A 20,480-nucleotide genomic window follows, 5' to 3' on the forward strand; every position below is an offset into this window, starting at 1 on the left:
TGAGTGGTTTAGTGGGGGGTGTAAAGCTGGATTGCAGGCTTTTACACACTGACATAGACTGTATGAATAGCTTTTCATAGCTTCCCCTTGCTGCCAGCCATTCTGGAGACAACCATGCAGAACCGCCAGCCGAATTCCTCACGCCGCAATTTCTTTGTCGGCGCCGCCACCACAGGGGCTGCAGCAGCGGCCGTGGTGGCCCTTCCCCATGTGGCTCCGTCCGAATCTGTGGTCTCCGATGCGCCCCGGCCCGTGCCCGAAAAAGGTGGTGGCTACCACTTGTCTGCGCATGTGAAGCAGTACTACAAGACCACCCAACTCTGACCGGGGCCTGCCATGTTGCTGACCAAAAAGTCTTCCCACGCCGCGCAGAGCGCAAGTGCCTCTGCATCGCCTTTTGTCCACAGCCTGCGCCGGGGCCTGTCGCAGGCCCTGCCCACCATGGACCGGCGCTCCTTCCTGCGCCGCTCTGGCCTGGGGGTGGGGGTGGGCATTGCTGCCTCCCAGCTTGCGCTGGTCAAGAAGTCCAACGCCGCCGAAGGTGCCAAGGTCGCCATCGGCGACAGCAAGATCGAAGTGCGCCGCACCATCTGCACCCACTGCTCGGTGGGCTGCGCGGTCGATGCCGTGGTCGAGAACGGCGTGTGGGTACGGCAGGAGCCCGTGTTCGACTCGCCCATCAACCTGGGCGCGCACTGCGCCAAGGGCGCTGCGCTGCGCGAGCACGGCCATGGCGAATACCGCCTGCGCTACCCGATGAAGCTGGTCAATGGCAAGTACGAGCGCATCAGTTGGGACACGGCCCTGAACGAGATCACCGCCAAGATGCAGGAGCTGCGCAAGGCCAGTGGCCCTGACAGCGTGTACTTCGTGGGTTCGTCCAAGCACAACAACGAACAGGCCTATTTGCTGCGCAAGTTCGTGAGCTTCTGGGGCACCAACAACTGCGACCACCAGGCGCGCATCTGCCACTCGACCACCGTGGCGGGCGTGGCCAACACGTGGGGCTATGGCGCCATGACCAATTCGTACAACGACATGCAAAACAGCAAGGTCGCTCTGTACATCGGCTCCAACGCGGCCGAAGCCCATCCGGTGTCCATGCTGCACATGCTGCATGCCAAGGAAACCGGCTGCAAGATGATCGTGGTGGACCCGCGCTTCACCCGCACGGCAGCCAAGGCCGATGAGTACGTGCGCATCCGCTCGGGCACCGACATCCCGTTCCTGTTCGGCCTGCTGTACCACATCTTCAAGAACGGCTGGGAAGACAAGAAGTACATCAACGACCGTGTCTACGGCATGGACAAGGTGCGTGAGGACGTGCTGGCCAAGTGGTCGCCCGACAAGGTGGAAGAGGCCTGCGGCGTCAAGGAAGACCAGATGTTCAAGGTCGCCAAGATGCTGCACGACAACAACCCCGGCACCATCGTCTGGTGCATGGGTCAGACGCAGCACACCATCGGCAATGCCATGGTGCGCGCCTCGTGCATCCTGCAGCTGGCGCTGGGCAACGTGGGCAAAAGTGGTGGTGGCACCAACATCTTCCGGGGCCACGACAACGTGCAGGGCGCGACCGATGTGGGTCCCAACCCCGACTCGCTGCCTGGCTACTACGGTCTGGCCGAAGGTTCGTGGAAGCACTTCGCCGCCGTGTGGGGCGTGGACTTTGAATGGATCAAGAAGCAGTACGCATCGCCCGCGATGATGACCAAGAGCGGCATCACCGTGTCGCGCTGGATTGACGGCGTGCTGGAGAAGAATGAGCTGATCGACCAGGACTCCAACCTGCGCGGCGTTTTCTTCTGGGGCCATGCGCCCAACTCGCAAACCCGTGGCCTGGAAATGAAGCGCGCCATGGACAAGCTGGACCTGCTGGTGGTGGTGGACCCCTATCCATCGGCCACCGCTGCCATGGCCGCCATGCCGGGCAAGGCCGAAGACCTGAACCCCAACCGTGCGGTGTACCTGCTGCCCGCCGCTACGCAGTTCGAGACCAGTGGTTCGTGCACAGCGTCCAACCGCTCCATCCAGTGGCGCGAGAAGGTGATCGAGCCGCTGTGGGAGAGCCGCTCGGACCACATGATCATGCACCAGTTCGCCGAAAAGCTGGGCTTTGCAGCCGAGCTGTCCAAGAACTACAAGATGCAGAAGGTCAAGGGCATGGACGAGCCCGTGCCCGAGGACATCCTGCGCGAAATCAACAAGTCGGTCTGGACCATTGGCTACACCGGCCAGAGCCCCGAGCGCCTGAAGGCCCACATGAAGAACATGCATGTGTTCGACGTGAAGACCCTCAAGGCCAAGGGTGGCAAGGACAAGGAAACCGGCTACGACTTTGCTGGCGACTACTTTGGTCTGCCCTGGCCCTGCTACGGAACGCCCGAGCTGAAGCACCCCGGTTCACCCAATCTGTACGACACATCCAAACATGTGATGGATGGCGGTGGCAACTTCCGCGCCAACTTTGGTGTGGAAAAAGACGGTGTCAACCTGCTGGCCGAGGACGGCTCGCATTCGCTGGGCTGCGAGATCACCACGGGCTACCCCGAGTTCGACCATGTGCTGCTGAAAAAGCTGGGCTGGTGGGATGACCTCTCCGATGCCGAGAAGGCCAAGGCCGAAGGCAAGAACTGGAAGACCGACCCCACGGGCGCGATCATCCGCGTGGCACTCAAGCATGGCTGCCACCCGTTTGGCAACGCCAAGGCGCGCGCCGTGGTGTGGAATTTCCCCGATGCGATTCCGCAGCACCGCGAGCCGCTGTATGGAACCCGGCCAGACCTCATGGCCAAGTACCCCACACACGACGACAAGAAGGCTTTCTGGCGCCTGCCCACGCTGTACAAGAGCGTGCAGGAGAAGAACGTGGCCGACAAGGTGCACGAGAAGTTCCCGCTGATCATGAGTTCGGGCCGCCTGGTCGAGTACGAAGGCGGCGGCGAGGAAACCCGCTCCAACCCCTGGCTGGCCGAGCTGCAGCAGGAGTCGTTTGTCGAGATCAACCCCAAGACCGCTGCCGACCGGGGCATTCGCAATGGCGAACGTGTGTGGCTGAGTTCACCCACGGGCGCGCGGCTCAATGTGCAGGCGCTGGTCACCGAACGCGTGGCGCCCGACACGGTGTGGATGCCGTTCCACTTCTCGGGCCGCTGGCAGGGGGCTGACATGCTGGCGTATTACCCCAAGGGCGCGGCCCCTGTGGTGCGCGGTGAGGCCGTCAATACCGCGACGACGTATGGCTACGACAGCGTGACCATGATGCAAGAAACCAAGACCACGATCTGCAACGTGGAACGCGCCTGATCGCGCCACGCAAGGAGACACACATGGCACGAATGAAATTCATCTGTGACGCAGAGCGCTGCATCGAGTGCAACGGCTGCGTGACCGCCTGCAAGAACGAACACGAAGTACCCTGGGGTGTGAACCGCCGCCGCGTGGTCACACTCAACGACGGTGTGCCGGGCGAAAAATCCATCTCGGTCGCCTGCATGCACTGCAGCGATGCGCCTTGCATGGCGGTCTGCCCTGTCAACTGCTTCTACCGCACCGAAGAAGGTGTGGTGCTGCACGACAAGGACGTGTGCATCGGCTGCGGCTACTGCAGCTATGCCTGTCCCTTTGGTGCGCCACAGTTTCCGTCGCAGGGCACCTTTGGTGTGCGCGGCAAGATGGACAAGTGCACCTTCTGCGCTGGTGGTCCCGAGGCCCACGGCAGCCAGGCCGAGTTTGAAAAGTATGGCCGCAACCGCCTGGCCGAAGGCAAGCTGCCCGCCTGCGCAGAAATGTGCTCCACCAAGGCCCTGCTGGCCGGTGATGGTGATGTGGTCGCCGACATCTTCCGCAACCGTGTGGTGCAGCGTGGCAAGGGTGCAGAGGTCTGGGGCTGGGGCACGGCCTACGGTTCGCAACAGGCAGGCCAGCCTGCAGGAGGCAAGTCATGACCCATCGCCTTCATCTCATCGCCATCGCCGCTCTGGCCCTGGGCACTTTGGCTGCCTGCGGCGAAAAGCCGCAGACCGGCGCAGGCATCCGCAGCGATGCCGCGCCCTATGCGGGCACCGGCAGCAACTTCACCGAGCCGGGCTGGAAGGCGGGTGACAAAGCCAGCTGGGAAGCCCAGCTGAAGGCGCGCCAGCAGTACGGCCAGAACGAGTACACCCGCACCCAAACCAAGTGAGGCCCACCATGAAACACATCGTGTGGTCCCTGGCTCTGGTGGCAGGGCTGGCCGGGTTGTCGGGTGGCGCTGCGTATGCGCAGCAGGCGCCAGCGTCTCCGGCTGCAGCCCCTGCCACAGCGCCTGCGCCCGGTGGCATCCAGAGCCAGAACATCTTCGAAGTCAAACCCGACGCCAGCGCCGACCCCAAGTACGCCGAGCAGACCAATGGCGAACGCGCCAAGGTGCAGCCCGGCAACAACGCGCCCATGTGGCGCCAGGTGGGGCAGGGCGTGACCGGCTACAGCAGCCTGCCCAAAACGCAGGCGCCCGAGGCGGGTAACCTGATCCAGCCGTTTGTGCAGTACCCCGGCTCGCGTTTCACCAATGCGGGTGAGGCGTGGCGCCAGGTGCGCAACCACTGGATCATTCCCTACGGCGCAGCGCTGTTTGCCATCGTGTTGCTCGCGCTGGGCATCTTCTACTTTGTGAAGGGCCCGTTGGGGCATGAACACCCTGACGGCACCGGCCCCCGCCGCATCGAGCGCTTCACCCCGTTCGAGCGGGCCGCCCACTGGACCAATGCCTTTGCCTTCATCGCACTGGCCATCTCCGGCATCGTGATGGCGTTCGGCAAGTTCTTCCTGCTGCCCATCCTGGGGACCACTCTGTTTGGCTGGCTGACCTACGCGCTCAAGAACGTGCACAACTTTGTGGGCCCGCTGTTTGCCGTGTCGCTGCTGGTGATCATCCTCACCTTCATCAAGGACAACATCGCCAACCGCGCCGACTTTGTCTGGCTGGCCAAGGGTGGCGGCATGCTGGGCAAGGGTGACCACGAAGTGCCCTCGCACCGCTTCAACGCGGGCGAGAAGGGCCTGTTCTGGTGGGGCATCACCATCCCCGGCATCCTGGTGGTGGCCACGGGCCTGGTGCTCGACAAGCTCATCCCCGGCTTTGGCGACGTGCGTGGCGACATGCAGATTGCCCACATGATCCACGCCACCCTGGCCATCTGGATGATGGCGCTGATCTGTGGCCACATCTACATGGGCACGGTGGGCATGAAAGGCGCCTACAAGGCCATGCGAACCGGCTACGTGAGCGAGGGCTGGGCCAAGGAACACCACGAGCTTTGGTACGACGACGTGCAGGCAGGCAAGATCCCCCGCCAGCGCAGCGCCAGCCAGCCAGCGGCCGATGCCGCCGCCACAGCATCTGCGGGTCAGCAGCCCGCGCAGGTATGAGGACCCGCACCATGACGACACCAAGCATCCGCACCTCTTTGCTGGCGCTGTGCGCGGCAGGCGTGTGCACCCTGGCATCCGCCAAGCTGCCCGCTCCGTCGCCCGAGGCTGCCGCCAAGGCCGCAGAAGCTGCTGCCAAAACGGCCTGGGCAGGCAAGGTGGACAACTACAAGCTCTGCCTCTCGCAGGACAAGGTGGCGGCGCACTACCGCAAGACCACCCCATCGGCCAAGCCCGCCGCCGCAGGTGCTGCCTGTGCCGATCCCGGGCCCTTTGCCTACACGCCTCCCGTCGCCAAACCTGCCGAAGCCGCTGGCGCCCATTCGCCACCCGGCACGGCCAGCAGCCCTCCCAGCACCCAGACGCCCGCAGCAGCGGCCACGCCTGCGTCCAAGTCCTGAGCGCACCAGCTCCCGGCCAGCCCGCTGGGCTACAAGCCGCGTCCCCTTGGGTGGCGCGGTTTTTTCTTTTGGGGGCACCTTACCCGTGTAACCCCATGGCTCGGCACCACAGATGACCACGAGGTGCTGTAGTGCGTATATTCAGCCCATGACCCGCCCTTCGTTGTCTTCGCATTCACCCGCAGTGCCACCCGCGCTGCCGCGCCTCACGCAGGCCCAGGCGCCGCTCACCCACCATGTGGAGGTCGTCAACGAACGGGGCGAAACCGAGCAGGTGCAGATCCCTGCCGAGCGGCCGCTCACTATCTATGTGGACAAACGCGAGCTGGTCACCCTGATGACGCTGGGTGCGCAGCCCGAACTGCTGGTGCTGGGCTATCTGCGCAACCAGCGGCTGGTCGAATCGGTGTTTGACATCGAATCGATCACAGTGGACTGGGAGGTCCACGCAGCTGCCGTGCGCACGCGCCACGGCATCGCCCGCATCCAGGAACGCACCGCCAGCAAGGTGGTCACCACCGGCTGTGGCCAGGGCAGCGTGTTTGGCGGCCTCATGGACGAAGTGGACCGCATTGCACTGCCCGATGCACAACTGACGCAGGCCCAGCTCTACGGCATCGTCAACGCCATCCGCCTCAAGGAGAGCACCTACAAATCCGCAGGCTCGGTGCATGGCTGCGCTTTGTTCCAAGGCGAAGCGCTGCTGACCTTTGTGGAAGACGTGGGCCGCCACAACGCCATCGACACCATCGCAGGCTGGATGTGGATGAACCCGGAAACTGCCGCCGATGGAGTGGCGCCGGGCAACATTTCCGCCATGTCCATGTCGGGTGCCGACAAGGTTTTCTACACCACAGGCCGCCTCACCAGCGAGATGGTCATCAAGTCCGCCCAGATGGGCGTGCCCATCGTGGTCTCGCGCAGTGGCATGACCCAGATGGGCCATGCGGTGGCGCAGCAGCTGGGCCTGTGCGCCATCGGGCGGGCGACGAACCGCCGGTTTGTGTGCTACAGCGGAACGCACCGGCTGGTGTTGCAGCCGGAGCTGGCTCAGGTCGCGTTGGTGCCTGGTGCCCAGGCAGTGCGAGAAACTTGACTGGGGCCAGCATTCGCACCCGATGAACGTGCGTGCCAATGCCTTTCAAGAAACTCTGGCGCGTTGCGCTGAACAACGTTGCCATGAACCGTTGATTGATGGCCGTGGTGGTGGTGCGGCCGCGTGACTCAGGTTGTGTTTCCACAGGACCTGGGTGCCTGGCTCGGAAGGGCGGTTCTGGGTTCTGGTTTCCGCTCGAAAGACACGCCTCTTTTCATATCGTGCAGCTAATCGTCTGTCACCTCCCAATGGCATGATTCACGCATGAAAGACCTGAACGCCAGCAGCAGCACCTGGGCCGACACCTTGCCTAGCCAATGGGGCCCCGAACTTGCCGAAACCCAGTCCGAGGTGGAGGTACCACTGAATCGACTGCAGCAAGGCCCCGCGCCGCAGCCACCGGGTCCGGTGGCCTCAGTTGGTGCCGCTGCCGAGCGGCTTACGCTGTGGGGCTGGATGCGAGAGGGCCTGCGTGCCGGGCTGTTCCTGCCGCCCCGCACGGGCGTCGCTGCGCCCACGCCCTGGCAGTTGCTAGTGCTGTCTCTGGTCAGCGCGGGCCTGCTGGTGGCCGCATCGCGGCTGGATGTGGTGGGGCCTGCGCAGTTCAACCTGCGCGGCTGGCTCGCGCCGATGTGGAGTGGCCTGGTGCTGCTGTGGCTGGCCTGGTGGGCCATGGCCCCGGCCCAGCGTGCTGCTGCGAGCCCATCAGCGTTGGCGTCTGCAGGTGTGCCTCCGCCCACGGGGGGCTTGGCCGCCTGGTATGTGTTGACGGCCTGGGCCCCGCTCGCGCCTTTGCTGGTGCTGTATGCGCTGATGGCCACGGCCGTGCACCGGCCCGGCCTGTGGGATGGCACGGTGGCGGCCATTGTCTTCTGGGTGGCCTACGGGGTGCTCACGCTGTGGATGCTGGCCACGCTGGTGGTGGTGAGTGCACGCTTCATCCAGTCGCGTTGGCGCACGGCGGCGTTTTCGGTGGCCATGGCGGCGGTGATCGGGGTGGGCATGTGGCAGTTCCAGGACCAGCCCTGGGAGCCGGATGTCCAGGCACTGGCCGATGCATCGGCGGAGACGGCTGCAGCCGCCGATGAAGCGCAGGCGCCCGAGCCCGTGCCGCTGGCGCTGACCCAGGCGATGTTTGAAGAGCAGCAAACACTGTGGCAACAACAGGTGGATGCACTGGCGCCCGAGCGCCCCGGGGTGGTCGATGTCTATGGGCTGGTGTTCGCCCCCTATGCCGACGAGAACGTGTTCCGCCGCGAAAGCACCATGGTCAGCAGCTTGCTGGAAGAGCGATTCGACGCCCAGGGCCGGGTGCTGCACCTGCTCAACCATGCCGAGACGGCAGACACCCATGCCTGGGCCACGCCCGAGAACCTGAAGCGGGCCATTACCGCCCTGGCGGCCCGCATGGACCGCGAGCATGACCTGCTGGTGGTCTACCTCACCTCGCACGGGGCACGCGATCATGCGCTGGCAGCCTCGCACTGGCCGCTGCAGGTGGCGCCTGCCACGCCCGAGATGCTGCGGGCCGCGCTGGACGCCGCAGGCATCCGCAACCGGGTGATTGCGGTGTCGGCCTGCTACTCGGGCGGCTGGATCGAGCCCCTGGCCACCGACAGCACGCTCATCATGACGGCGGCCGATGCCACGCACACCTCGTATGGCTGCGGCAGGCTGTCGGAGCTGACCTTCTTTGGCCGCGCCGTGTTCCACGAGCAGCTGCGCCAGACCCATTCGTTCACCGAGGCGTTTGCCAAGGCCGTGCCGCTGATCCAGCAGCGTGAAGTCGAGGCGGGCAAGGCCGATGGTTTTTCGAACCCGCAGATCCGCGTGGGCAAGCAGATCACCCCGGTGCTGCAGGCGCTGGAGCAGCGGCTGCAGACGGCCCAGGCCGATCTTGAAGCCAGCGGCACCAGCGTTGCAGCAGCCCCGGCCCCTGCAGGCCGCGCGCCGTAGCAGCCCCCGCAAACACCCCACGGCCCGCCCGCCCGTTCGCTTTGCGCTAAGGTCCTATGCCATGAACCTGTCATTTCTGCGCCTTGGCTGGCGCACCCTGGCCCGGGACCTGCGCGCGGGCGAACTGCGCTTGCTCATCGTGGCGGTCACGCTTGCGGTAGCCGCGCTCACGTCCGTAGGGTTTTTTGCCGATCGCCTGCAAGGTGGGCTGCAGCGCGACGCGTTGCAACTGCTGGGCGGCGATGCCGTGGTGGCAAGCGACAACCCCACCCCCGCCGCCTTTGTGGAGCGCGCCAAGGCGCTCGGATTGCAGTCGGTGACCACGCTGGGTTTCCCCACCATGGGCCGCGCGAGCGATGCGCAGGGCGGCGCCAGCAAGCTCGTCGCGCTCAAGAGCGTGCAGCCCGGCTACCCGCTGCGCGGCCGCCTCACGGTGGCCGATGCCCCTGGCGCGCTGGAGCAGCCCACGCGCGACATCCCTGCGCCCGGCGAGGTGTGGGTCGATGCCCCGCTGCTCGAATCGCTCAACCTGGCCATGGGCGACAAGCTGCTGCTGGGCGACGCACAACTGCGCATCGCGCGCATCATCGTCATCGAGCCCGACCGGGGCGCGGGCTTCATGAGTTTTGCGCCGCGTGTGATGCTGAACGAGGCCGACCTGTCCGCCACCGGCCTGGTGCAGCCCGCAAGCCGCCTGACCTACCGTTTTGCCGTAGTGGGCCCGGCGCCTGCCGTCAAAGCCTTCAACGAATGGGCGGTGGAAGAGGCCAAAAAGCCCGAGGTGCATGGCGTGCGCGTCGAGTCGCTCGAAAGCGGCCGCCCCGAAATGCGCCAGACGCTGGACCGCGCCCAGAAGTTTCTGAGCCTGGTGGCCCTGCTGGCTGCGCTGCTCTCGGCCGTGGCCGTGGCTTTGGCCGCACGCGGCTTTGCGGCCGAGCACCTGGATGCCTCGGCCATGCTGCGCGTGCTGGGCCAGAGCCAGCGCATGATTGCGGGCGCTTACATCACCGAATTTGCGTTGGTCGGCCTGTTTGCCAGTGCTTTAGGCGTGCTGCTGGGCTATGGGGTGCACCACGCGTTTGTCTTGCTGCTGGCGGGGCTGGTCGAATCGGCCTTGCCCGCATCCAGCCTGTGGCCCGTGGCGTTTGGCCTGGGCATGGGGCTCACGCTGCTGTTTGCGTTTGGCCTGCCGCCCGTGTTGCAACTGGCCCAGGTGCCGCCGCTGCGGGTGATCCGGCGTGACGTGGGGGGGCTCAAGCCCGCCTCGCTGGCCGTGCTGGGGCTTGGGGTGGCCGGGTTTGCGGCGCTGCTGCTGGCCGTGAGCAGCGACATCAAGCTGGGCCTGATCGCCGTGGGCGGTTTTGCCGGGGCTGTGGCCCTGTTTGCGGGGCTGTCGTGGGTGGCGGTCAAGCTGCTGCGGCGCAGCGTGAATGAAAGCACTGCCCCCCGATGGCTGGTGTTGGCCACGCGGCAGATCTCGGCCCGCCCGGCCTATGCCGTGGTGCAGGTCAGCAGCCTGGCCGTGGGCCTGCTGGCGCTGGTGCTGCTGGTGCTGCTGCGCACCGACCTCATCAGCAGCTGGCGCAAGGCCACTCCGCCCGATGCGCCCAACCGCTTCGTCATCAACGTGATGCCCGACCAGGCGGATGCCTTCCAGCAGACGCTCAAGGACAACGGCGTGGGCAAGTACGACTGGTACCCCATGATCCGGGGCCGCCTGCTGGCCGTGAACGGCAAGCCCGTGGGCCCGGCCGACTACACCGACGACCGCGCCAAGCGCCTGGTGGACCGCGAATTCAACCTCTCCAACGCCGTGGAGGCGCCGCCCCACAACCAGGTGGTGGCGGGCCAGTGGACGCCGGGCGAAGAGGGTGCCATCAGCGTCGAAGAAGGCATCGCCGAAACCCTGGGCCTGAAGATGGGCGACCGCCTGATGTTTGACATGGGCGGCGTGCAGAACGAGGCACGCATCACCAGCCTGCGCAAGGTGGACTGGGGCTCCATGCGGGCCAACTTCTTCGTGATGTACCCGGTGGCCACCGTCAAGGACGTGCCTGTAACCTACCTCGCGGCTTACCGCGCGCCCGAAACCAACGGCTTTGACAACGGCCTGGTGCGCCAATTCCCCAACATCACCAACGTGGACATGGGCGCCACCATTGCCCAGGTGCAGCGCGTGCTGGAGCAGGTGATCCGTGCGGTGGAATTCCTGTTCGCCTTCACGCTGGCAGCGGGCTTGGTGGTGCTGTTTGCCGCCGTTACTGCCACGCGCGAGGAGCGCGCGCGCGAGTACGCCATCATGCGCGCCGTGGGCGCCCGCGCCAGCCTGCTGCGCCAAGTGCAGCGCGCCGAGCTGGTGGGCGTGGGCCTGCTGGCGGGCTTCTTGGCCAGCGCCGTGGCGGTGGGTGTGGGCTGGGCGCTGGCGCGCTTTGTGTTCGACTTCACCTGGACGGCCGCCCCCTGGGTGCCGCTGGCCGGGGCCGTGGCCGGGGCCGTGCTGGCACTGGCAGCGGGCTGGTGGGGCCTGCGCGAGGTGCTGCTGCGCCCCGTGGTCGATACGCTGCGCCGCGCGGCAGAGTAGGTGGTGATTGGGTTATTTGCTATTAAAAATATAGCTATAAAGGTATGATGGACGCGCGCAAAGGCCTGTTTTTTTATGAATTCTGAAGCATCGACCACCCCAGAGGCCACTTCCAATCCCACCCCTTCCATCCCGCCTACCACGCCCTTCGAATGGATCGGCGGCGAAGACCGCGTGCATGCGCTGGTCGAGCGGTTTTACGACCTCATGGACCTGGAGCCCGCCTACGCCGAGCTGCGCGCCGCCCACGGCAGCGACCTGGCCAGCGCGCGGCAAAAGCTGTTCTGGTTCCTCTGCGGCTGGCTGGGCGGCCCCGATCACTACCAGAGCCGCTTCGGCCACCCGCGCCTGCGCATGCGCCACATGCCGTTTTCCATTGGCATCAAGGAGCGTGACCAGTGGGTGGCCTGCATGGACCAGGCCATGGGCGAGACCGGCGTGCCCACCGATTTGCGCACGCGCCTGAAGGAGAGCTTCATGGGCACGGCGGACTGGATGCGCAACCGGGCTGGCGCCTGAGCCTCGAAGACCGTCAACGGGTTCGGAGGGCCTAGGCTCCACGGCTCAGCAGCTCCACGGGCCCTGGCCCTATGGCGCCTTGGCGCCCAGGGTGCTACTGTCTGCGCCTTGTCCACTTTGCGCTGATGGCGCTCCGGGGTGCGGACCATGAAAACACCTTTGATCCTCTGCGCGGGCCTGCTGGCCTGCACCCTCGCCCATGCCCAGCCTGCAGCTGCGGGCGACGACACCTGGAGCAACGTGCCGTCGGCCTCGGACGACCGCTTCACTAACCCCAAGAGCAAGCTCTACGCGGGCCCCAATGGCTGGCACAACTTTGGCGAGGTGCGCAGCGAGGTGGCAGGCAAGTCCGGCAAACGCTACGGCTTCAAAACCGGGCTGAATTACCTGGAGACGCCGCAGGCCTTCACCTTTGCCACCAATTCGCAGTTGCAGCTGGCGACCGTGGATTTTGGAACCGCCAAGCCCGCGCCCGGCGTGTACGAGGTCGGCGCCAAGGCCAACGCTGCACAGAAGAAGGCGGCGGTCTCGTTCATGGACAGCTCGGGCGGTACGCTGCTGGGCTGGGAGAGTGCCGACAAGGCTGGCTCCGTCACCGTCTCGCAGGCCAACGGCTACCTGTACATCAAGGCGCGCGGCCTGCGGCTGGCCCCCGTGGGCATGGGCAACAAGGGCGATCTCAAGCAACCGATGGTGCTGGGCCTGGAGGGTGCGGTGGCACCTTGACCGTGCCATTTGCGACTCTATGGATAGCTTGAAAATCAATCAATTGGAGCGGCAACTGGCTATCTAGCCCCTGCCACTTGAAATCGATGTGCAGCGCAAGTGCCGCCATGGCCTGATGCCGATCCCCTCGCGCGGCATACCTGACGCGCCTGTTAAATTGCGGCCCACAAAGATCGCAAACCCGTCTGCCATGCCTGTAACCACTCCCCGCAAATCCACCGCACGCACAGCAGCATCCCCCGCCAAACCCCGCAAGTCAGCCAAGCGCCCCGGTTTTCGGTGCAACAGCTGCGGCGAGTGGCACGACGAGCTGGCCACCGACATCGGCTGCGGCCTGCCGGATGCCGTGTTCGAACTCAGCTACCTGGACCGCTACCGCCGGGCCCGCTACAACCAGGACTTCTGCACGCTCGACGGCAAGCGCTGGTTCATCCGCTGCGTGCTGCCCGTGCCCTTCACCTACCGCGATGACTACTTCGGCTGGGGCGTCTGGGTCGAGGTGACGCAGGCGCAGCACGACGACTACCTCGTCTTCTTCGAGGAAAGCGGCGGTACGCCGCCGGTCATCCAGGGCACCGTCGCCAACCAGCTCAAGGGCTACCGCGCCACGCAGGGCCTGGCCGTGCGCCTGGACATGGCCCCGGACCGCCGGCCCCTGGCCTATCTGCTGCCCACATCGCGCCACGCGCTGGCGCTGGAACAGCGCAAAGGCATGGACGCCGAGCGCCACCATGCGCTGATCCTGCCTTTCGGGGCATGACGCCGGGGCGGGGTCAAAGTGGCACCGCCCTTTTTCTTTTCATTTTTCGAGACTCCCCATTCACCATGTCACGCGACCAACGTTTCAAGGAACAGGCCCAGGCTCTGGGTTACAGCTTCGACGGAGAAATCAAGATCGGCGGCAACTACGTGCCGCTGGTGCGCGATGGTCACCACATCTACCTGAGCGGGCAGATCCCGCGCGTGGGCGACACCGTGGTTGTCACTGGCGCTGCCGGTGCCGGGGCTTCGCTGGCCGATGCACAAAAGGCCGCCAGGGTGTGCGCGATGCGCGCGCTGGCACTGCTGCAGCGGTCGCTGGGCTCGCTCGATGCCGTGCAGTCCATTCTGCGCATCACGGTGTATGTGCAGTCGGCGCCCGGCTTCACGCAGCAAAGCGAGGTGGCCGATGGCGCGTCCGACTTGCTGTTCACCGTGCTGGGCCCCGCCGGAGCGCACACGCGCACCTCGGTGGGTGTGCTGCAGCTGCCCAAGAACGCGACGGTGGAAGTGGATCTGATCGCATCGGTGGCACCGTGACCATGCACCCCCGCTTCAACGTGTTCGGCCGCATCGTCGAAGTGCGCCGCGAAGGCGCGTTGTGGCAAGCCTACCGTGTGGGTGCAGATGGCAAGCGCACGCGCGCAGGTTTTGTGATCCCCGATTTTGTGCAAGAGCAGGAGCTGGCGCAGTTCCTCGAAGACCTGTTCCACGAGAGCGCTTCGCCCCACAACGGCGATGTGCACCGCATCGATTGAAGCTCCGGCGCCACGTCACACCGCTGTCAAACCCCCGCCAGACACTCGGTCCCTTGTTTCAATTCGGGACTGTTCATGTCTGAACACACGCTAAGCCATTCCATTCTTCCTGCGCGGCTGTCACGCCGCTTGGCTGCCCTGGGCCTGGTAGCGCTGGCGGCTTCGCTGGCCGCCTGCGGCAGCGGCAGCGACAACACCACCAGCGCCACCGCCACGCTGGCCGTGCTGGAGACGACCGACCTGCACTTCAACGTGCGCAGCTACGACTACTTCAAGCTGGCCGAAGACAAGAGCTACGGCTTCGAGCGCACCGCCACGCTGGTGCGCGCCGCGCGCAAAGAATTTGCCAACACGCTGCTGGTGGACAACGGCGACACCATCCAGGGCACTGCGCTGGCCGATTACGAGGCCACCATCAGCCCCATCCCTTGCACGCAGCAGCTGTCGATGTACAAGGCCATGGGCGCTTTGGGTTTTGACGCGGGCACGCTGGGCAACCACGAGTTCAACTACGGCCTGCCGTTCTTGAACCAGGTGCTGGGCGGTGGCCTGGAGGTGGACGGCGTGGACGCCTCCAAGAAATGCGCGGGCGCGGGTTTTCCGATGGTGCTGGCCAACGTGATCAGCAACAAGACGAAGAAGCCGCTGGTGCAGCCCTACACGGTGCTGGAGCGCACGCTGGTGGCCAAGGGCACCGATGGCAAGGACGTGAAGCTGCCGATCAAGATCGGTGTGATCGGCTTCACCACGCCGGGCATCTTGAACTGGGACAAGCGCTATCTGGAAGGCAAGGTGAGCACCGAAGGCGCGGTGGAGGCTGCAACGAAGTACGTGCCCGAACTGCGCGCCAAGGGGGCTGACATCGTGGTGGCGCTGCTGCACGGCGGCATGGACAACGCGGCGTATTCGCCCACCATGGAGAACCCGGGCCTGCACTTGTCCAAGGTGCCAGGCATCGACGCTATGGTGATGGGCCACCAGCACGGTGTGTTCCCCGACACGGCGGCCACGCCCGGCTTCAACCTGCCCGGCGTGGACCACAAGGCGGGCACTGTGAACGGCGTGCCCGCCGTTATGGCCAGCTCCTGGGGCAAGGCGCTGGGCGTGGTCCAGCTGGCGCTGCAGTGGGATGGCGCCAAATGGGTGGTCAACAAGTCGGCCAGCAAGTCCGAGCTGCGCAACATCCAGAGCAAGAACGCTGCGGGCGCGAACGTTTATGTAGATGCAGACCCGGTGGTCGCGCCGCTGATCGAGCCGCAGCACCAGGCAGCCATCCAGTACGTGAAGACACCCATCGGCCAGACCGACTTCCGCATGAGCACGCTGTTTTCCGACGTGGGTGACCCCGGCGCGATCCAGGTCGTGAACCAGGCGCAGCAGGCCTATGTGGCCGCCTACATCAAGGCCAGCTTGCCTCAGTACGCTGCGTTGCCCGTGCTGTCGGTGAGCGCGCCGTTCAAGAGCGGCTTCCAGGGCGGGGCCGATTACACCGACGTGGCCGTGGGCCCGCTGGCCATCAACAACGCGGCCGACCTGTACCTCTACCCCAACACGGTGTATGCGGTGAAGGTGAACGGTGGTGACATCAAGAACTGGCTCGAAGCCGCTGCCAAGCGCTTCAACCAGATCGACCCGGCCAAGACCACCGAGCAGCCACTCATCAGCACCTTCCCGGGCTACAACTTCGACATGTTCACCACGCCCGACGTGCGGTACGAGATCGACGTGACCCAGCCCTTGGGCAGCCGCATCAAGAACCTGAGCTACCTGGGCAAGCCCATCGACGTGGCGCAGGAGTTCGTGATCGCCACCAACAACTACCGCGCCACCAGCGGCAAGAGCTTTATCGACAAGCTCGACGGCTCGGGCACCATCTGGGCCTCGCCGGATGCCAACCGGGACGTGGTGATCGACTACATCCGCAAGAACCCGGCGGTGACCCGCGCTGCCAACGGCGCGGCCAAGAGCTGGCGCTTTGCCAAGGCCACGGTGGCGGGACCGGTGGTGTTCAGCTCGGGCGCCAATGCGCTGGCCGTGGCGCAGGCGGCGGGCCTGGCCAACGTGTCGCTGCTGGCGGCCGATGACGGGTCGGGCAAGGGCACGTCGAAATACGCAGTGGATCTGTCGAAGTAGGCAGTGCCTGCAGAGAGCATCACCTTCCCGGTTGGGAGGGTGATGCTTCTCTTTTGATAGCTGCTAGCGTTTGATGGACGGGCGGTGGCGGCTATTTTTTATGAATGCCTGTGCAACACAGGCTGCAGCAGCACCACCAGCGCGCCCGCGCCACCATCCATGGGCCGCGCCTGTACGAAGGCCAGCACCTCGTTCTTCTGCACCAGCCAGCGCTGCACGCGGCTTTTGAGCACGGGGCTCTTGCCGGGCGAGCCCAGTCCCTTGCCGTGCACCACGCGCACGCAGCGCAGGCCGGTCTTGTGGGCGTGGCGGATGAAGTCGCCCAGCGCCTCGCGCGCCTCGTCCACGCGCAGGCCGTGCAGGTCCAGCTGCCGCTGGATGCTCCAGTGGCCCGCGCGCAGGCGGCGCGTGATCTCCACACCGATGCCGGGACGGCGAAAGCTGAGCTGGTCGTCGGTGTCCAGCAGGGTGCTCACGTCGAAGTCGTCGCTGATCGATTCCATCAGCACTCGCTCTTCGTCCAGCCAGTGCTGCACCGGCAGCGGCGGCGGCTGGTGGCGGCGCACGCGTGCCAGGTTGGGGTTGCGCAGTGGGGTGACGGGGCCCACGCTGCGGCTGAAGAGGTGGCGCTCGGCCTCGGCCCGTGCTGCGGCTTCTCGCTGGGCCTTGTCTTCGGCCTCGCGGCGCTCCTGCTCTTCACGCAGGCGGCGGGCCACGGTGGCCAGGTCCTGCAGCTGGGTGATGCGTTCGCCCGCGCGGCGCGGGGCCGGGGGGGCGCGGCGCCGGGGTGGTGCGGGGCTCTCTGTGGGCGCAGCGGGGGCGTGGCGCAGCGGGCGCATGGCCGCCTTGGCTGCTGCTTTTTTGTCGGCCAGGCCTGCGCGCCGGGTGGACCGGGGTGCGCTGGGGGCCGGGGCGGGAACTGTGGCTTCCACAGGGGGCGCCTTGCCGGGTGCAGCGCGCGCAGCACGCGCCAGCGCGGCTTGCAGGGCCGTGGGTGGGTGGGCGGGTGCGGGGGCTGGGGCGGTCACACCAAACCCTTTTCGGCCATCGACAGCGCCTGGCCCGGGGCCACGATCACATGGTCGAGCACGCGCACATCCACCAGCGCCAGCGTGGTCTTCAGGGTCTGGGTCAGTGCCTCGTCGGCGCGGCTGGGCAACACGCTGCCGCTCGGGTGGTTGTGGGCCAGCACCACAGCGGCGGCTTGGTGGTGCAGGGCGCGCAGCACCACTTCGCGCGGGTACACGCTGGTCTGGGTGAGCGTGCCGCGAAACAGCTCCTCCAGCGCCAGCAGGCGATTTTGCGCATCGAGGAACAGCACGGCAAACACCTCGTGCCCCTTGGCGGCCAGGTGCAGTTGCAGGTAATGCTTGACGGTATCGGGCGAGTCGAACACCTCGCGCTCGCGCAGCTGCTGGGCCAGGGCGCGGCGGGCCAGCTCCAGCACCGCCACCAGCTCGGCGCGCTTGGCGGGGCCCAGGCCCTTGATGCGCTCCAGGTCGGCCGCGCTGGTGTGCAGCAGCCCGGCAATGCCGCCAAAGCCGCCGGTGACGGCGCCCGTGTCCGGGTCGATGCCGGGCGGGTCCAGCAGCTCCTGCGCCATCTGCAGCACGCCCTTGCCCACGATGCCGGTGCGCAGCAAGATGGCCAGCAGCTCGGCATCGGCCAGTGCGGCGGGGCCGCGCGCCAGCAGTTTTTCGCGGGGCTGGGCGTCGGCGGGCAGGTCTTTGAGGGGCATGGCGCAGGGTTTTTGGCGCCCGTCGGGGGCCAACGGGCGTAGGGCTTTGCCCGGTTTTCTACAATGCGGGCCAGTTTATCGGGACTTTCATGACCACTACAGCCGCCGCCCTTCCTACCGTCCAGCCGGGTTCTTTCCTCACCTTGCACTACCGCCTGGCGGGCCCGGCGGGGGATGTGATCAACACCTTTACCGACAAACCCGCCACCCTGTCGCTGGGCACGGGCGAGCTGTCGCCAGCCATGGAGCAGCGCCTGCTGGGCCTGGCCGAGGGCACGCGCACCACGTTCGAGCTGCCTGCGGGCGAGGCCTTTGGCGAGCGCAACCCTGACATGCAGCAATGGGTGGCGCGCAAGCTGATGAACGAGCTGGGCGACCCCGACGAAAAGTACAACGTGGGCGATGTGGTGCAGTTCCCCACACCCGACGGCCAGGGCAGCTACGCCGGGGCGGTGATGCAGGTGCGTGACGACGGCGCGGTGCTGTTCGACTTCAACCACCCGCTGGCGGGCCAGCCCGTGACCTTTGAAGTGCAGCTGATCGGGATCCTGTGATGCAGGCACCGCAAGAAATCCTGCTGGCCGAGCCGCGCGGCTTTTGCGCCGGCGTGGACCGCGCCATCGAGATCGTGGAGCGCGCCATCCAGAAGTTTGGCGCCCCCATCTATGTGCGCCACGAAATCGTGCACAACACCTATGTGGTGAACGACCTCAAGGCCAAGGGTGCGATCTTCATCGAAGAGCTGTCGGATGTGCCCCCGGGCGCCACGCTGGTCTTCAGCGCCCATGGCGTGAGCAAGGCGGTGCAGCAAGAGGCCGAGGCACGTGGCTTCAGCATCTTCGACGCCACCTGCCCACTGGTGACCAAGGTGCACGTCGAAGTGGCCAAGCTCGCCAAAGAGGGCTACGAGTTCATCATGATCGGCCACAAGGGCCACCCCGAGGTCGAGGGCACCATGGGCCAGCTCGACCACGGCATCCACCTGGTGGAAGACGTGGAAGACGTGGCCCGCGTGCAGCCCGCGCAGACCGAGAAGCTGGCCGTGGTCACGCAGACCACGCTGAGTGTGGACGACGCCGCCGAGATCTCGGCCGCCGTGCGTGCGCGCTTTCCGAGCGTGCGCGAGCCCAAGCAGCAGGACATCTGCTACGCCACGCAAAACCGCCAGGACGCCGTCAAGGTGCTGAGCCCGCAGGTGGACGTGGTGATCGTGGTGGGCAGCCCCACCAGCTCCAACAGCAACCGCCTGCGCGAGCTGGCCGCCAAGCTGGGCACCACGGCCTACATGGTGGACAGTGCCGACGAACTGCAGGGCGAATGGTTCAAGGGCCGCGCGCGTGTGGGGCTCACGGCCGGTGCGTCGGCACCTGAAATCCTGGTGCAGCAGGTCATCGACCGCATCAAGGCGCTGGGCGCGGTGTCGGTGCGCAGCATGGCGGGCATCGAGGAGACCATCAAGTTCCCGCTGCCCAAGGGGCTGAAGATCGACGCAGCCACGGGGCTGGAGATCCGTGAGCGCACGCCAGAGACGGGGCCGTCTGCCCACTGACGGTCGGGCGGTTCATTTGAGAAAAGGGCGCTTGCAGGCGTCCTTTGTTCTTTTACTCCTGAATTGATAGCTGCTATCGCTTGACTATCGCGCGGTAGCGGCCATTTTTATTCAGATTTTTCACTACAGCGGAACGGCGGGTCCGCTCCACAGGTCCAGCGGCGGGTCGGCCGCCACGGCGCGCAGGATGTCGGTGCGCGAGATGAAGCCCGACAACACGCCCGCCTCGTCCGTCACCGGCAGGCCGGGCAGGCCGGTGTCCAGCAGCACGGCCGCCACGCGGCGCAGCTCGGTGTCCGCCGCGACGGTGGGCACCGGGCTCACCATCACCTCGGCCACCGGGCGGCGGGCCAGGTCGATGGCCTGTTTGACGGCGCCGGGCTCCGGCAGCAGGTCCAGCGGCGCCATGTCGGCGCGCACCAGCAGGCCGATCACGCGGCCCAGCACATCCACCACCGGGGCCTGGGCCACCTTGTGCTCGGCCAGCGTCTGCCAGGCATCGTTCACGCGGGCATCCGGCTGCACGCTGAGTGCGCCCCGGGTCATCACGTCACTGACCCGGGTCAGCGGCTGGCGGGCATGCTGGGGGCCTTGTTCGGTCTGTGCATAGGCGCTCACGGCGTCCTGCAGGCGCAGGTTGACCACGGCGGGCGTGGTGGCTTCTGCCGTGGCCGCGTGGGGCGGGGCGGGGAAGACGGGCACGGGATCCCCCGGCAGGTCCAGCGCCCGGGTGCGCAGCGCCTGGGGCCGCTGCACGCGCCGCACTGACGAGATCTTGGCCAGGTTCTCCGGGCCGCCCCGGTACATCTGGCCCGACGGGCCGAACACAAAGAACATGTCTTTCCTCCTGCGGGC

At 66.2% G+C, this 20,480-nt stretch carries 20 protein-coding genes; 17 read left to right on the plus strand and 3 right to left on the minus strand.

The features are described 5' to 3' along the window. The first annotated feature begins 114 nt into the window (after window positions 1-114). The 15 genes from AvAM_RS22360 to AvAM_RS22430 all read left to right on the plus strand — a co-directional run bounded on the left by AvAM_RS22360 (window position 115) and on the right by AvAM_RS22430 (window position 16,338). On the plus strand, window positions 115-324 hold the full coding sequence (locus tag AvAM_RS22360; protein WP_137749126.1) for a twin-arginine translocation signal domain-containing protein: 210 nt from the start codon (window positions 115-117) through the stop codon (window positions 322-324). 12 nt (window positions 325-336) lie between these two features. Then, a complete protein-coding gene (locus tag AvAM_RS22365; RefSeq protein WP_137749127.1) occupies window positions 337-3,306 on the plus strand; it encodes a formate dehydrogenase subunit alpha in 2,970 nt (989 codons plus the stop codon). Window positions 3,307-3,329: 23 nt separating this feature from the next. Continuing rightward, window positions 3,330-3,947: a formate dehydrogenase FDH3 subunit beta gene (gene fdh3B / locus AvAM_RS22370; RefSeq protein ID WP_094291273.1), complete on the plus strand. Its 618-nt coding sequence runs from the start codon at window positions 3,330-3,332 to the stop codon at window positions 3,945-3,947. Further along, window positions 3,944-4,183 (plus strand): hypothetical protein, encoded by a 240-nt coding sequence (locus AvAM_RS22375; RefSeq protein WP_137749128.1) that lies wholly within the window; start codon window positions 3,944-3,946, stop codon window positions 4,181-4,183. The genes fdh3B and AvAM_RS22375 overlap by 4 nt, the downstream gene beginning before the upstream one ends. A gap of 8 nt (window positions 4,184-4,191) precedes the next feature. Continuing rightward, window positions 4,192-5,409 (plus strand): formate dehydrogenase subunit gamma, encoded by a 1,218-nt coding sequence (locus tag AvAM_RS22380; protein ID WP_137749129.1) that lies wholly within the window; start codon window positions 4,192-4,194, stop codon window positions 5,407-5,409. Window positions 5,410-5,420: 11 nt separating this feature from the next. Next, entirely contained in the window at window positions 5,421-5,810 is a 390-nt protein-coding gene (locus tag AvAM_RS22385) for a hypothetical protein (RefSeq protein WP_137749130.1), read from the plus strand. Window positions 5,811-5,958: 148 nt separating this feature from the next. Continuing rightward, the gene (locus AvAM_RS22390; protein ID WP_171012372.1) at window positions 5,959-6,906 is read left to right on the plus strand and encodes a formate dehydrogenase accessory sulfurtransferase FdhD; all 948 of its coding nucleotides are present in this window, start codon (window positions 5,959-5,961) and stop codon (window positions 6,904-6,906) included. 264 nt (window positions 6,907-7,170) lie between these two features. Next, complete coding sequence (locus tag AvAM_RS22395) at window positions 7,171-8,862, plus strand: C13 family peptidase (protein ID WP_137749131.1); 1,692 nt, start codon at window positions 7,171-7,173, stop codon at window positions 8,860-8,862. Between the two features lie 61 nt (window positions 8,863-8,923). Next, window positions 8,924-11,443, plus strand: a complete 2,520-nt coding sequence (locus tag AvAM_RS22400) for an ABC transporter permease (protein WP_137749132.1) — start codon at window positions 8,924-8,926, stop codon at window positions 11,441-11,443. 75 nt (window positions 11,444-11,518) lie between these two features. After that, window positions 11,519-11,962 (plus strand): group II truncated hemoglobin, encoded by a 444-nt coding sequence (locus AvAM_RS22405; protein WP_249368317.1) that lies wholly within the window; start codon window positions 11,519-11,521, stop codon window positions 11,960-11,962. 147 nt (window positions 11,963-12,109) lie between these two features. Next, the gene (locus AvAM_RS22410; protein ID WP_137749133.1) at window positions 12,110-12,688 is read left to right on the plus strand and encodes a hypothetical protein; all 579 of its coding nucleotides are present in this window, start codon (window positions 12,110-12,112) and stop codon (window positions 12,686-12,688) included. A gap of 190 nt (window positions 12,689-12,878) precedes the next feature. Then, the gene (locus AvAM_RS22415; RefSeq protein ID WP_171012373.1) at window positions 12,879-13,448 is read left to right on the plus strand and encodes a DUF2199 domain-containing protein; all 570 of its coding nucleotides are present in this window, start codon (window positions 12,879-12,881) and stop codon (window positions 13,446-13,448) included. Between the two features lie 65 nt (window positions 13,449-13,513). Further along, window positions 13,514-13,987: a RidA family protein gene (locus tag AvAM_RS22420; protein ID WP_137749135.1), complete on the plus strand. Its 474-nt coding sequence runs from the start codon at window positions 13,514-13,516 to the stop codon at window positions 13,985-13,987. A gap of 2 nt (window positions 13,988-13,989) precedes the next feature. Continuing rightward, window positions 13,990-14,205 carry a hypothetical protein gene (locus AvAM_RS22425; protein WP_137749165.1) on the plus strand — a complete coding sequence of 72 codons (216 nt, stop codon included), beginning with the start codon at window positions 13,990-13,992 and terminating at the stop codon, window positions 14,203-14,205. Between the two features lie 75 nt (window positions 14,206-14,280). Further along, a complete protein-coding gene (locus tag AvAM_RS22430; RefSeq protein ID WP_137749136.1) occupies window positions 14,281-16,338 on the plus strand; it encodes a bifunctional 2',3'-cyclic-nucleotide 2'-phosphodiesterase/3'-nucleotidase in 2,058 nt (685 codons plus the stop codon). 98 nt (window positions 16,339-16,436) lie between these two features. Here the strand turns inward: AvAM_RS22430 and AvAM_RS22435 are convergent, their stop codons facing one another. Both AvAM_RS22435 and radC read right to left on the minus strand, forming a co-directional pair. After that, window positions 16,437-17,177, minus strand: coding sequence for a Smr/MutS family protein (locus AvAM_RS22435; protein ID WP_375708167.1), 741 nt, complete (start codon window positions 17,175-17,177; stop codon window positions 16,437-16,439). Window positions 17,178-17,362: 185 nt separating this feature from the next. Then, window positions 17,363-18,076 carry a DNA repair protein RadC gene (radC, locus tag AvAM_RS22440; protein WP_137749138.1) on the minus strand — a complete coding sequence of 238 codons (714 nt, stop codon included), beginning with the start codon at window positions 18,074-18,076 and terminating at the stop codon, window positions 17,363-17,365. Window positions 18,077-18,165: 89 nt separating this feature from the next. On the opposite strand from radC, the gene AvAM_RS22445 reads away from it, so the two are divergent. Together AvAM_RS22445 and ispH are read left to right on the plus strand one after the other, a co-directional pair. Beyond that, window positions 18,166-18,630, plus strand: coding sequence for a peptidylprolyl isomerase (locus AvAM_RS22445; protein WP_137749139.1), 465 nt, complete (start codon window positions 18,166-18,168; stop codon window positions 18,628-18,630). After that, a complete protein-coding gene (gene ispH, locus AvAM_RS22450; protein ID WP_137749140.1) occupies window positions 18,630-19,625 on the plus strand; it encodes a 4-hydroxy-3-methylbut-2-enyl diphosphate reductase in 996 nt (331 codons plus the stop codon). The genes AvAM_RS22445 and ispH overlap by 1 nt, the downstream gene beginning before the upstream one ends. 123 nt (window positions 19,626-19,748) lie before the next feature. Here ispH and AvAM_RS22455 read toward each other — a convergent pair whose 3' ends face one another. Beyond that, window positions 19,749-20,462, minus strand: coding sequence for an HPP family protein (locus AvAM_RS22455; RefSeq protein WP_137749141.1), 714 nt, complete (start codon window positions 20,460-20,462; stop codon window positions 19,749-19,751). Window positions 20,463-20,480 lie beyond the last annotated feature (18 nt).

Origin of the sequence: Acidovorax sp. NB1 (assembly GCF_005405905.1) — a bacterium.
Lineage (GTDB): Bacteria > Pseudomonadota > Gammaproteobacteria > Burkholderiales > Burkholderiaceae_C > Acidovorax.